This is a genomic window from Proteiniphilum sp. LBM24028 (genome assembly GCF_056629195.1).
This window is the reverse complement of the sequence record NZ_CM152817.1, coordinates 978,485-991,780: the sequence shown is the minus strand read 5'-3', so window position 1 is coordinate 991,780 and position 13,296 is coordinate 978,485. Positions and strand designations below refer to the sequence as shown.

Genomic DNA, 13,296 nt, shown 5'->3' with positions numbered 1-13,296 from the left:
TCGGGCGACCGGCAACAATATTTATTTTACAAACGAACACAATGCTTCATATTTTGTTTTATAAATAGATATGATCGCCTTATTTAAACACAAAAATGAATGTTTTTCCTAAAATCAGATTGACAAAAAGATACGGAATCCTGTTCATCGTATGGGGCTGGTTATTTGTCTTTACCACTCTTACCGGATACATTAAAAGGAGGATGGTTTATTCTTTTTTAGTAGAAGAGATCTTAAACCTCCTTAAAATAATACTGCCGGTAATCGTCGTTGCCTTTACAGGATATTATCTGTTTGAAAAACGAAAAGACAAGAGAGGCAAACCGACAAGAATTGCGTTGTATTCTCTCTGGATTTCGATGGTTGGCTGTATGATCCTGGTCAACCTCATTCAGTACCGCGTAATGCATCAAATCAACTTTGAACTGCAACACCCTCTTTTCATGGTGCTGATGGCTTTTACCATTGTTATGACAGGGGTAATTTTACGTTATCCTTTTGTATTTGTTGGAGGAGTAATATTCGGAGTGCTGGCACTTACCGCATCCTCTCTGGAGCTGCCGGAACAGTTGCTTCTTGAGTCTTTGGCCTGGTTTGTGGCCTTTGTGGTCCCCGGACATCTGCTAAATGCAAAAAAAATACCCACAAAGTGAATCTTCACAAATTGAAAAAAATCGTTCGTTTCATTGGTAGAACAAAGATAAATTTCGGTTTTTTGATGCAAATAATTTCGTTAAAAAGAAAAGATGTTGTATTTTTGTATGACGATTAAAAAGATGGTTTTTAGGATCGCTTTCGATGATCATTATGAACATGATGCGAAAAAAAAGCACTCCTTCATCGCCAGTAAATGACGCAATATAAACGAACACTTTTAACAAATAAAATTCAATTAGGTATGATTAAAGTAGGTATTAACGGATTTGGCCGCATCGGGCGTTTGGTTTTCCGCGCAGCACAAAACAGAGACGATATCCAGATAGTGGGTATCAATGACTTGCTCGATGTAGATTACATCGCTTATATGTTAAAATATGACACAATCCACGGCCAGTTCAAAGGTACGGTTGATGTAAAAGATGGAAACCTGGTAGTAAATGGAAATACGATTCGTGTCAGTGCAGAAAGAAACCCCGCCGACCTGAAATGGGATGCAGTGGGTGCAGAATATGTGGTTGAATCTACCGGTTTATTCCTCTCGAAAGACAAAGCACAGGCCCACATTGATGCAGGTGCAAAATACGTGGTGATGTCTGCTCCTTCAAAGGACGATACACGGATGTACGTGATGGGTGTAAATGAAAATACATACACCAAAGGTGAACAGTTTGTCTCCAACGCTTCCTGTACCACCAACTGCCTGGCACCTGTAACAAAAGTACTGAACGATAAATTTGGAGTACTTGAAGGTTTGATGACCACTGTACACTCTACCACCGCTACACAGAAGACCGTTGACGGTCCCTCCGCAAAAGACTGGAGAGGCGGCCGCGCAGCTTCTGCCAACATCATCCCCTCCTCTACCGGTGCTGCCAAGGCTGTAGGTAAAGTAATTCCCGAACTCAACGGCAAGCTGACCGGCATGTCTATGCGCGTCCCTACACTTAACGTATCTGTGGTTGACCTGACCGTACGTCTGGCAAAAGAAACCACCTACGCTGAGATCTGTGCGGCCATGAAGGAAGCTTCTGAAGGCGAACTGAAAGGCATTCTCGGATATACCAACGAAGATGTGGTATCGAGCGATTTCATCGGCGATTCACGCACTTCCATCTTTGATGAAAAGGCCGGTATCCAACTCAGTCCCACTTTCGTGAAGGTAATCAGCTGGTATGACAACGAATGGGGTTATTCCAACAAGGTGCTTGACCTTGTGGCACACATGGCATCGGTAAACAATGCATAATGAATGAAGTCCGGTTGCGGATTATTGATCATGAGAGCGCCCCTGCAGAGGGGCGCTTTTTGTATCACTTTTTAGTAGCGGCAAGAGAGAACCAAATAAAAACAGTATCTTTCACACCCCGGTTTAATTCATGAAGTACATTTTGTCCGATAACAAAAAATGCATATTGTAACAGTTCCAATATAATATACAAACCGGGTTATTGATATTACAGAAACAGAAAAGCCGGACAGAAGGTGCCCGGCTTTTCTGTTTTAATACCCGTTTCTTATGCCGGATGAATAGATTCTGTAGGACAGACATCTGCACATGCGCCACAATCGGTGCACACTTCAGGGTCAATTACATAAATATCTCCTTCGGATATTGCATCAACAGGACATTCATCAATGCACGTTCCACAGGCAATGCAAGTATCATCAATTACGTAAGCCATAATAATGAAATAAATTAGTTATTATAAATAGTTTGTGATGTTGCTGCAAAGGTAGTGAGTTTTTCAGGAATAAAAAAAAATTATGATATCTTTATCCCGGGAAAACACAATAACAGGTGAATAAAAACGTTGGATTAACGGATGAAAAAAAGAATAATATTTCTATGCTTCCTATTGTCTCTTTATGTGGGCAACGTTTTCAGCCAGTACCGAAAACTGCAGCACAGACCTTATGCCGATCAGCGTTTATTTCATCTGGGATTCACGCTGGGAATGCATACCCAGGACCTGATTCTTACCCAGTCGGGGTACCTGAACGACAATGGAGAGGTTTGGTTTTCCGAAATACCACATTATACGCCCGGATTTTCAGTCGGTATGATCGCCGATATATATCTGAGCCGTTATCTGAATCTACGGACTATTCCCACGCTTTATCTGGGAGAGAAATATTTTATGTTCAAAGAACAGACATCGGGAGAGGAATATGCCGTGCAGATCAGAAATAATTATCTGTCTCTACCTCTCCATCTGAAAATATCTACCGGGCGGATCGATAACTTCAGGCCCTATTTTTTGCTGGGAGGATATGGCAGTATTGAGTTAGCCTCACGAAAGAAACAAGCCGTGTTGCTGAAACCCTATGATTTTGGATTTGAAATGGGTGTGGGATGCAATTTTTATTTGCCTATGTTCAACCTGGCTCCGGAGTTGAAGTTCGGATTCGGGCTAATCGATATCCTTGAGACGGATCGGGCGGATCTCACCGATGAAAGTCTACAAAGATATGCCCGGTCTCTTTCGAAAGCCACCCAAAGGATGATCACTCTGAGCTTTCATTTCGAATAGACAGACTCAAATGTTTTTCTTCCGTACAAATAAAATTGCAGCAAAATGCTTTTCCGGTACTGGGTGCTTATCTGCTTCACACTTGTTTTACTCAGATTTTCTTTTCGAATAGCTTTATAGGAACCTCTCATCTTCAGGAAATCCCGATAGGCTTCCACCACTGCGCGGGCGCTTTTAAGCTCTCCTTTCAACAGTAGATGTACCAATGCCAGGAAATCGAACAGGCATCGAACAAGGAAAGTTATGATATAATCAGCTTTTGAAACATTTTTATAAATCATCAACAAGTTATTCCGAAAATTGAGATACATTTTTTTTGGATTGTCCTTACTGAGCGAGGCTCCTCCCACATGATAGACAACCGATGCAGGTAAGCACACCACCACCTTTCCCCTTGCCTGCAGACGCCAGCAGAGATCGATCTCTTCCATGTGAGCAAAAAAGCGGACATCGAGTCCTCCTGCATTCATATATTCTTTTCTGCGGATGCAGAGGCAGGCGCCTGTAGCCCAGAAAACAGGCATCACCGCGTCGTACTGCCCCCGATCTTCCTCCACCACCTCCAGAATTCGTCCCCTGCAGAAGGGATATCCGTACCGGTCAATGAAACCGCCGGCTGCACCGGCATATTCAAACTGTTTTTTATTGTTATAGGAACATATCCGGGGTTGCGCTGCCGCCACTTCGGGATGGGTATCCATATAATAAATCAGTGTATCAAGCCAGTTTTCCGAGGTCTCCACATCGGAATTCAACAACACCACATACTCCGAATCCACCTGCTGAATGGCTTTGTTGTAACCTTCGGCAAATCCGTAGTTCTTGTCGAGAATGATTAGCGGCAGATCGGGATAGTTTGTTTTTAGAAACTCCACCGAGTCGTCGGTTGAGCCGTTGTCGGCCACAAACACGCTGCATCCGGTATTAAGGGAGTGTGCCAGGACGGAAGGGAGAAATTGTGCCAACAGTTGCTTTCCGTTCCAGTTTAAAATGATGACCGATATTTTCATGACGTACCGACTGACTCCTTTCTTTTGAATTTCCAGCGGTTGTGTGACCAGAGGTAACAAGCAGGATCTTTCAGTATGGTCTCCTCCAGTTTCCGCATATAACGCTCCATGATGACAAAGTCCGGTTCCTGGGATGCATCGGGTGAAATCACAGAAAACTTACCCACATAATGTCCCCGTTTTATTTTTTGAATGTCAAGATAGACCACGGCACATCCCACATGCCTGGCTATTTTTTCCATACCTGTCTGAACAAGTGTCTCCTGATTAAGAAAGTTGGTCCAGTACTGGTCATTGTTTCTCGACGGACGCTGGTCGGACAGAAAGCCCACCACCATCCGCTCACCTGCCTGCTGCAATTTTATCATCCGACGATAGACGCTCACCTGTTCAATGGGAGTACTGTTAAAACGGCTGCGTATCCTCAGAAAAAGTCTGTTGAACGCTTTGTCATGGAGCGTTTTATACACAAGTCCCTGTTTCATTCCCGGCTGGAAGTGTGTCACAATAGAGGGTACCCATTCCCAGTTTCCATAGTGCCCCAGGCTTAGTATACAGGATTTTCCGTCGGCCGTAAGGCGGTTGAAAATTTCGGGGTTTTCAAATTTAAGCCGTTTACTCACAGCTTTATTCGAGAGACGAAGCGTTTTGATTGTCTCAACAAAATAATCGCAAAGATGATGGTAAAATTTCCTCTCGAGCGCCACAATCTGTTTTTGAGATTTTTCGGGAAAGGCATTTTTCAAATTCCGGCGTACCAGTTTCCTGCGGTAGCGTGCCAGGTAGTAAATCTCAAAAAAGAGGATATCCGACAGCAAATAAAGCACCGAAAACGGAAGCAACGCGTGAAAATATGTCACCATATACAACAGGGAATAGCCTATCCCCTTTTTACTGTCTTCCACTTCCATCCTATCATAACTTTCATTGTCATATTTTTTATGTCCGGTTTTATTTAATACCGATACTTTTGCTTCTGTCAAAACAGTGCTTTCATTGCCATCTCCTCCCCGTCGTACGCACCTATCTCCACATCCAGTACCCTGTTTACGAAGCGGGGATCATAATCGGCGTACAATTTTACATAATTTTCGGTAAACCCGTGCATTTTTTGCCCCCGTTTTGTGTGTTCGAACAAGACTTTTCTCCGTGTTCCCTTTTGTGATTCGTAAAATTGATGTAACTTCTCATCTGAAAGATCGAGTAAAGTTTTACTGCGGGCGTGTTTCGTTTTGGGATCCACCGCATAATCAATTTGCAGCGCCTGCGTTCCGGGACGCTCGGAATAGGTAAAGACATGCAGTTGAGAGAAATCGAGTGAACGAATAAATGATTCACTTTCTGTAAAATAGTCGTCTGTCTCACCCCGAACGCCCACAATCACATCCACGCCGATGAAAGCATGGGGAAGAATCTTTTTTATTTTTTCTATCTTATGCAGGAAAAGAGCCGTGTCATACTTTCGTTTCATCAGCCTCAATACGCTGTCACTACCGGCCTGCAGCGGCATATGAAAATGGGGAGCAAAACGGCGGGAAGAAGCTACAAAATCGATGATCTCATCTGTCAGAAGGTTCGGCTCTATAGATGAAATGCGATACCGCTCCACACCATCCACCTCGTCGAGCGCCTTCAGAAGATCTATAAAGTTTTCCCGGGTGGTATGTCCGAAATCGCCGATGTTGACCCCCGTGAGCACGATCTCCTTTCCTCCCTCTTCCACCACCTGCCGTGCCTGTCTGGTCAGATCGGCAATGGAACCGTTGCGGCTACGGCCTCTGGCGAAAGGTATGGTACAGAAAGAACAGAAATAATCACAGCCGTCCTGCACCTTGAGAAAATAACGGGTCCGGTCGTCGGCCGACACGGAAGGGACAAACGACTTGATACGGTGTGTTTTGGAGGTAACGATCTCACTTTTATCCTTTTTTTTCAGATCATCGAGATATTTCATCACATCAAGTTTTTGCTCCGCCCCCAAGACAAGGTCCACCCCGTCAATAGTAGCAATATCTTCCGGCTTCAGCTGTGCATAACATCCGGTTACCACGACAAAGGCGGAAGGATTCTCCTGAATCACTTTCCGGATTGCCTGACGCCCTTTCTTGTCGGCCAGTTCCGTCACCGAACAGGTATTTATTATGCAAATATCGGCCTTTTGCCCTCTTCTGACACGTGTAACACCTGCCTGCAATAATTGCCTGCCAATGGCCGATGTTTCCGCAAAGTTAAGTTTGCAGCCCAGGGTAAAGTAGGCCGCTGTTTTATTTTGAAAAACTGATTGATCTATCATAAAATTGAAAGTGTCTGACCGGAATTTTGCTGTGATAAAACTATCGGCAGAACATCTGAAAATAATTATTAATACAGGAGACAAAAATACAAAAATACCGCCATTTATTGCCATGTTTTCTTTGGGATTCGACTTTTAGGTATTATTTTTGCACAAAAATAGCATTATTGTGCATCCATGATTCAACAGAATTTTATCAGATTGTATGAGGAAAGTTTCAAAAAGAACTGGGAACTCCCTGCATTGACCGATTATAACGAAGCAAGCTCTTATACATATGAGGAGCTGGCGCGGGAGATAGCCAAGCTTCATCTTCTTTTCTCGGAGCTGAATATCGAAAAAGGAGAAAAAATCTCACTGGTGGGCAAAAACCATTCCTCCTGGTCTATCCTGTTTATGGCTGCTATTACTTACGGTGCAGTGATTGTTCCCATCCTGCAGGAATTTAATCCCGACAGCATCGGACATATTATCCGGCATTCCGATTCGAGACTGGTATTCATAAACAATTCTCTGTGGCAAAGGGTGCAGGGAGAGCAGATCACCATTCCCGTTCTTGAAATACCAGGATTTTCCCTCCTGAAGGGTGATGAGGCTACCACAGCCAGGATAAAGTCCATTGACGATATCTTCAGAAAGCGCTATCCCGACGGTTTTAAAAAGGAAAACATCAAATATGCGGAGGTACAAAATGAGGAGGTGGTTTGCCTCAATTACACCTCAGGTACCACCGGATTCAGCAAGGGAGTCATGATCACTGCGAATAACTTTGCGGGGAATGTAACCTATGCCGAAAGACTTCGGCTGCTTTTCACGGGAGAAAGGATACTTGCCTTTTTGCCAATGGCTCACGTATATGGTTGTGCTTTCGACTTTCTCTACGCACTCTCCGCCGGCGTACATATCACCTTGCTTGGGGCAGTCCCCTCCCCGCAAAATCTCATTAAAGCTTTGCAGGAAGTAAAGCCAAACCTGATTATCACAGTTCCGCTGATATTTGAAAAAATATACAAAAAGAGGATTCTCCCTGTCATCAGTAAACCTATTGTGAAGTTACTTCTCGGAATTCCTATCATCGACCGGCTGATATTAAACAAAATAAAAAAGTCGCTCGTAAAGTCACTCGGCGGAAATTTCCGGGAAGTAATCATTGGCGGGGCTGCCCTTAATACGGAGGTGGAAGCTTTTTTTTATAAAATGAAATTTCCCTTCACCGTAGGTTACGGAATGACAGAATGTGCTCCGCTTATTTCCTACGACCACCATGATGATTTTATCCCCACATCCTGTGGTTCCGTGCTGGATGATATCATGAAAGCGCGTATCGATTCGCCCGACCCGGAAACTGTACCCGGTGAAATTCAGGTCTGCGGGGAAAACGTAATGAAAGGTTACTATAAGAATCCAGAAGCAACCGCTGCAGCTTTTACAGATGACGGATGGCTCAGAACAGGCGACTCCGGAATTATGAGAGGACGGCGGCTGTTTATTAAAGGGCGACTCAAAACAATGATCCTCACGGCCAACGGGCAGAATATATATCCCGAAGAGATTGAATCTAAACTGAACAATCTTCCCTATATTGCCGAAAGCCTTGTGGTTTTGCGGGACTTTAAACTTGTGGCACTGGTTTATCCCGATATTGCCGTCATGGAAGAGGGACAAATAAGCCGTGATAAACTAACACAGATTATGAATGAAAACAAAAATCTTCTGAACAAATCGGTGGCTCAATATGAAAAAATTTCCACAATTGAGATCGTCAATACAGAATTTGAGAAAACCCCAAAGAAAAGTATCAAACGCTTCCTTTACAGCTGATCTTGATTCCGCTACCCTATTAAAAATCCCAGAAAGATATCTATTCTGGGATTTTTTTCTTCATGATCTGCAAGAACCACAATCGCTTAACATCATTTAACTAAAAAATATTCTATGTTATATGTTATAGAACATATTTTTGGTTTAATTTTGCATCGTTTTTATAAGGAAACATTTTCCTTAAGCACATGAGTAAAGGTAACTTTGGTGACGATAATTCATTGCAGGGAAAACGGCACTAATTATTGAAATAAATTATTTATCGTTTAAAAATTTTAAGAATGAAAAAAGTATTGTTACTGGTTGCTACTGTAGCAACATTGGGATTGGTTTCATGCAACAACGCGCAGATGAAAGCAGAAAAAGCTCTTCAGGACAGTCTTGCTGAAGTAGCTAGATTAGACAGCATTGCTAAAGTGCAGGCTGACAGCATTCAGGCTGCCATTGAAGCTGCTGAAGCCGCAGCTGCCGACACATTGAATCAGGTGGCTCCAGAAGTGGCTCCCGTTCAATAAGAGTTGAAACAGATTAAACAAAGCCATCCCAAAAGGATGGCTTTATTTATTTGATATTATATGAAAAACGCTAACTTTGTTTATCGAAGTCTGTCACACCTCAGGTATCTGGCTTCAGGATTATCTGTCATCATCAAATCTGTCGCTTATGAAAAAAATAATCGTTTCAGGATTGTGGCTTTTTTTTCTGCTTCTCTCGGCATGTAATCAGCGGGCCAATACCTATTTTGAGAAAAAACTGACCTATCCTGATATTTTAACTTCCGATCAGAAAGTAAAACTGGCCGCATACGTAATACCTACACAACAACAATATGAATGGCAGCAACTGGAACTCACGGCATTCATTCATTTTGGGATAAATACATTTACCGGCCGCGAATGGGGCGATGGATCAGAGAGTCCAACCCTGTTTAACCCCACCGACTTTGACGCGGATCAGTGGATTTCTTCCCTACAGGAAGCCGGATTCAAGATGATTATTCTCACGGCCAAGCATCACGATGGTTTTTGCCTTTGGCCTACCCGCACCACCACACATTCAGTAGCGTCCTCACCCTGGCATAACGGGCAGGGAGACGTGGTAAGGGCGGTGAAAGAAGCATGTGACAGGCATGAGATGAAATTTGGCATATATCTGTCCCCCTGGGATCGTAATGCAGAAAGCTATGGCGATTCACCCCGGTACAATGCATTTTTTACAGAACAGCTCACTGAACTGCTTACCAACTATGGCGATGTACATGAAGTATGGCTTGACGGTGCCAACGGTGAAGAGTCTGATGGAAAAGTGCAGGAATACGACTGGGCACGATTCTATCATGTGATCGACAGCTTACAGCCGAATGCAGTAAAAGCTATTATGGGCGACGATGTACGTTGGGTGGGAAATGAAAACGGAGTAGGAAGAGAAACGGAGTGGAGCGTAACGCCGCTGCAACCCGGTATAAGCGAAGCAACTGCCATTGAAAACAAAAGACTGAACATCTCCCCCACTGCAGACGATCTGGGGAGTCAAGATATCATAGAGCAATCGCAAACAATTTATTGGTATCCCTCGCAAGTAAACGTTTCCATCCGACCGGGATGGTTCTATCATCCCGAAGAGGATCATCAGGTGAAAACACTCGCCAGGCTTGTGGATATTTATTTCCAATCTGTGGGCATGAATTCAGTTCTCCTCCTCAATGTACCACCAGACACCAGGGGTCGGCTGCATGAAGCAGATGTGGAACAGCTCCGACAGTTTGGCACTTATATTGGCAATACATTTGACAACGAAAAACTTATCGACGGCGATATACCATGGAAGGCGCGTTCCGGCGCTTCGAGAGAATACAACATAATTCCCGATGAATCAATTAATACGGTCATGCTACAGGAAGATATCCGCAAAGGACAGCGTGTGGAAAAATTTATTGTGGAAGGATTTATAGACAACAAATGGGTTAAATTAACGGAAGGTACTACCATTGGATATAAAAGACTTCTACGGTTCGACAATACTTCCTCCTCCAGACTACGTGTAACCATCAACGAGACAAGGGACATTGCCAACATCCACAAGGTGGGAGCCTATTTTGCATCGGCACTTGAAGCAGAAACAGAAGATCTTCATGGAAATGAAACAAATTTGAATTCTAATCAAATAAAATAATACGGGACACTACGAAATAAAATGATCATATGCAACGATTAACTCTTTTCTTCTTTCTTCTTTTGTCGACCTTCATTCACGCACAACAGGCGGGTGACCTTTTTAAGTCGATGCCTTCCGACCTTCTGCCGGGTGTTTCGGAAGGGAATAAAACCATGCTACTGGTGGACAAAGGCAAAACAACCGTTCCCTTTCCTCTGGGAGAGATAGAGAAGGTGGTTCACAGTGACGATTACCTGCTGATTAGAACATCCGACGTGGGCACATTACAACTGAAACTTCTGCCTGTGAACAGCGACTCGGTAATTGCCTGCCTCATAAGGACTGTTTGTGAAAACGTATGCGACAGTCATATTTCCTTTTATACCTCCGATTGGAAAAAATTAGACCGTGAATCATTCCTACCCGATGTTTCCACTGATTTTTTTTTGAATTCTTCGTCAAAAAAGCCGGGAAATGACAAATATGCTGTATCTTTGCCGGACATTTGTCCGATCTCGGCGTCGTTCAGCGAAACAGGAACAGATTTAACACTGGTATTCCATTATAGGGAGCGGCTGACCGAGGAACAGATTCAAGATTTAAAACCATTGTTGAAAGGCGATTCCCTGACATTGACATGGAACAACGCCTCCTTCAAATGATAATACAGCCATGCACCCGTAGTTCAATGGATAGAATACCGGATTCCGGTTCCGACGATGTGGGTTCGATTCCCGCCGGGTGTACTTGAAGCAAACCCATTCAGCTAATATTCAGCTGTTTGGGTTTTGTTTTTATCAGTTTGCATAACATTTGCGAAACATCATAGAAATCAGTAAAAAAATGCACCGAATTATTTTCTCAGATCCAGTTTATTTAATAACAAGATAAGTAGCTTTAATTTATCTCTGGAATTACTAACTTTGCCGGGACACATAGTTAAGCATAAACGCTTATTTTTGTGTAATATGAGAAAACAAAGAACACATTTTGACAAGGCATTCAAAGAGAATGCGGTCAAACTCAGTTTAGAGCGCAAGAATGTTTCCGAGCTTGCGCAGGAATTGGGTATTGCCCCCTTTCTTTTATATCGTTGGCGGAAAGAGTTCCAGCAGAAAGGGAAAGCCAGTTTCCCCGGAAATGGAGTCCCGTCTCTAAGTGAAGACGCCAAAAGGATAGCTGAGCTGGAAAAACGTCTGGGTGAGGCTGAAACGGAACGTGACATATTAAAAAAAGCTTTGAGCATCATCTCCATGAGAGATCGTTGATCTTTCTCTTTATAAAGGAATACAACTCGAAACAATGGACGATCGAGGTGATGTGTAAAGTATTGAAAGTGCCCAGAAGCAGTTATTATCGCTGGCTTAAAGATCCAGAGGGACAACGTAAGCGGAAGTATATGGAGTTGGACGAAAAGATCAGGGATGCATATTTTACGGCTAAAGGACGCAATGGAAGCCCCCGGCTGGCGAAGGATTTGCAGGCATCCGGAATTCCTGTCTCGAGAACCACTGTAGCATGCCATATGAAAGAAATGGGTTTGCGCAGCAAACTTTCGAGACGATTCAAAGTGACGACGGATGCCTCTCACAACTATAAGGTTGCTCCAAATCTGCTGAATCGCGAATTTAATCAGAATGAGCCTGTGAAAGCGTGTGTCTCTGACCTGACGTATATTCCGTGTAAGGATGGATTTCTTTATCTGACCTGTGTGCTGGATCTTTTTGACCGCAAACTGATCGGATGGTCCATAAGTGATCATATGAATGCATCCCATACCGTAGTCCCGGCCATCAGGATGGCCAACAGGAACAGACCTTTTGGAGAAGGAATGATATTTCATTCTGACCGGGGCATCCAGTATGCCTGCAAACAAACTGTAAACCTGTTGAAATCCTTGAAGCTGGAGCAAAGTATGAGTGGAAAGGGAAATTGTTGGGATAATGCTGTGGCTGAAAGCTTTTTCAAAACTTTCAAATCTGAATTGGTCTATGGTACCAAACTCAAAACAAGAGAGCAAATGCGCTTGCATGTATTTGAATATATTGAATCCTGGTATAATCATAAAAGGAGATTCTCAGCATTGGGTAACTTAACCATTGATGAATTTTGGAATCAGTATAATCTTAAAAAAGAATCAACTAAAAATGTCGCTTAACTTTATGTCTCAAATAAGTTTGCAAGTCCACTCACCCGGAAAAGTAAAACCATAAAAAGAGTTCCAGAAACATGCGGAAATGTGCGGAAGCAAATATGTGATTGTTCGTAGTGTGAAAGAAGCGATCGAAAAAGTAAGGGAGTATCTGAAATAATAGCAAAGATTTAACCTCAATTAGAAAATTCATAAACCTTATGAAATTGATTTTGAATATCCAACAATAGATTTTTATTAGCTTCTAATTCAGTCTGCCTAAGAAGGAGATAAGCACTATTATCTTCATTTGTAAAATGAGCGAAAACACTATCCCCGAATTGTGTTGTTACGATGGTTTTATAAACACGGAAACGTTTTGTGTTTTTCTTTGGTTCATCAATACAATTAGTGCCGATAAAAGCAAAAGACGATTTATTGTCTTCTTCATGTAAAGATTTTAGAATACAAATACAAGTCATAATGACACGTCGAGGCTCTTTGTCATTAGTCAGAATACTATATCTATTTGGGCAATTACTTAAACTTTTATCAAAAAATTTAACTACATAAACACTGTGAGGGTAGATTTCTACCCTCACAATAAATTTCTTATTAGATTTTAATGATTTAAACCGATATAACTTAGTCAGAATTGAACAACTCTCTTTGTCATCCGGAATATTCATTAAATGA

General features: G+C 42.7%; 14 protein-coding genes and 1 tRNA gene. 10 read left to right on the top strand and 5 right to left on the bottom strand.

Going from position 1 to position 13,296, the window contains the following annotated elements; translation table 11 throughout:
* The first annotated feature begins 119 nt into the window (after positions 1–119).
* Together AC1HCU_RS03890 and gap are read left to right on the top strand one after the other, a co-directional pair.
* Positions 120–653, top strand: coding sequence for a hypothetical protein (locus AC1HCU_RS03890; protein WP_480369321.1), 534 nt, complete (start codon positions 120–122; stop codon positions 651–653).
* 245 nt (positions 654–898) lie between these two features.
* Positions 899–1,906, top strand: a complete 1,008-nt coding sequence (gap, locus tag AC1HCU_RS03885; RefSeq protein WP_480369319.1) for a type I glyceraldehyde-3-phosphate dehydrogenase — start codon at positions 899–901, stop codon at positions 1,904–1,906.
* Positions 1,907–2,174: 268 nt separating this feature from the next.
* Here gap and AC1HCU_RS03880 read toward each other — a convergent pair whose 3' ends face one another.
* On the bottom strand, positions 2,175–2,342 hold the full coding sequence (locus tag AC1HCU_RS03880) for a DUF362 domain-containing protein (RefSeq protein ID WP_294070518.1): 168 nt from the start codon (positions 2,340–2,342) through the stop codon (positions 2,175–2,177).
* 141 nt (positions 2,343–2,483) lie between these two features.
* On the opposite strand from AC1HCU_RS03880, the gene porT reads away from it, so the two are divergent.
* On the top strand, positions 2,484–3,191 hold the full coding sequence (gene porT, locus AC1HCU_RS03875; protein WP_480369315.1) for a type IX secretion/gliding motility protein PorT/SprT: 708 nt from the start codon (positions 2,484–2,486) through the stop codon (positions 3,189–3,191).
* On the opposite strand, the gene AC1HCU_RS03870 is transcribed toward porT, so the two are convergent.
* From AC1HCU_RS03870 to mtaB, 3 genes are read right to left on the bottom strand one after another with little or no spacing between them, the layout of a single operon-like run.
* Positions 3,179–4,201 (bottom strand): glycosyltransferase family 2 protein, encoded by a 1,023-nt coding sequence (locus AC1HCU_RS03870; RefSeq protein WP_480369312.1) that lies wholly within the window; start codon positions 4,199–4,201, stop codon positions 3,179–3,181. The two genes, porT and AC1HCU_RS03870, sit on opposite strands and share 13 nt — an antisense overlap.
* Positions 4,198–5,184 (bottom strand): lysophospholipid acyltransferase family protein, encoded by a 987-nt coding sequence (locus AC1HCU_RS03865; protein ID WP_480369310.1) that lies wholly within the window; start codon positions 5,182–5,184, stop codon positions 4,198–4,200. The genes AC1HCU_RS03870 and AC1HCU_RS03865 overlap by 4 nt, the downstream gene beginning before the upstream one ends.
* On the bottom strand, positions 5,181–6,494 hold the full coding sequence (mtaB, locus tag AC1HCU_RS03860; RefSeq protein ID WP_480369307.1) for a tRNA (N(6)-L-threonylcarbamoyladenosine(37)-C(2))-methylthiotransferase MtaB: 1,314 nt from the start codon (positions 6,492–6,494) through the stop codon (positions 5,181–5,183). The genes AC1HCU_RS03865 and mtaB overlap by 4 nt, the downstream gene beginning before the upstream one ends.
* Positions 6,495–6,671: 177 nt before the next feature.
* Here mtaB and AC1HCU_RS03855 point away from each other — a divergent pair, with 177 nt between their 5' ends.
* From AC1HCU_RS03855 to AC1HCU_RS03825, 7 genes are all read left to right on the top strand, one after another.
* A complete protein-coding gene (locus AC1HCU_RS03855) occupies positions 6,672–8,315 on the top strand; it encodes an AMP-binding protein (protein ID WP_480369304.1) in 1,644 nt (547 codons plus the stop codon).
* A 281-nt stretch (positions 8,316–8,596) separates the two neighbouring features.
* Entirely contained in the window at positions 8,597–8,830 is a 234-nt protein-coding gene (locus tag AC1HCU_RS03850) for a hypothetical protein (protein ID WP_480369302.1), read from the top strand.
* A 148-nt stretch (positions 8,831–8,978) separates the two neighbouring features.
* Complete coding sequence (locus AC1HCU_RS03845) at positions 8,979–10,487, top strand: alpha-L-fucosidase (protein WP_480369299.1); 1,509 nt, start codon at positions 8,979–8,981, stop codon at positions 10,485–10,487.
* A 29-nt stretch (positions 10,488–10,516) separates the two neighbouring features.
* Positions 10,517–11,131, top strand: coding sequence for a DUF3256 family protein (locus AC1HCU_RS03840; protein ID WP_480369297.1), 615 nt, complete (start codon positions 10,517–10,519; stop codon positions 11,129–11,131).
* A 12-nt stretch (positions 11,132–11,143) separates the two neighbouring features.
* Positions 11,144–11,215, top strand: a tRNA-Arg gene (locus AC1HCU_RS03835).
* Positions 11,216–11,437: 222 nt separating this feature from the next.
* Positions 11,438–11,737, top strand: coding sequence for a transposase (locus AC1HCU_RS03830; RefSeq protein WP_480364825.1), 300 nt, complete (start codon positions 11,438–11,440; stop codon positions 11,735–11,737).
* The gene (locus tag AC1HCU_RS03825; protein ID WP_480364822.1) at positions 11,734–12,627 is read left to right on the top strand and encodes an IS3 family transposase; all 894 of its coding nucleotides are present in this window, start codon (positions 11,734–11,736) and stop codon (positions 12,625–12,627) included. Before AC1HCU_RS03830 ends, AC1HCU_RS03825 begins: the two co-directional genes overlap by 4 nt.
* 170 nt (positions 12,628–12,797) lie before the next feature.
* Here the strand turns inward: AC1HCU_RS03825 and AC1HCU_RS03820 are convergent, their stop codons facing one another.
* Entirely contained in the window at positions 12,798–13,202 is a 405-nt protein-coding gene (locus AC1HCU_RS03820; RefSeq protein WP_480369294.1) for a hypothetical protein, read from the bottom strand.
* Between the last annotated feature and the right edge of the window lie 94 nt (positions 13,203–13,296).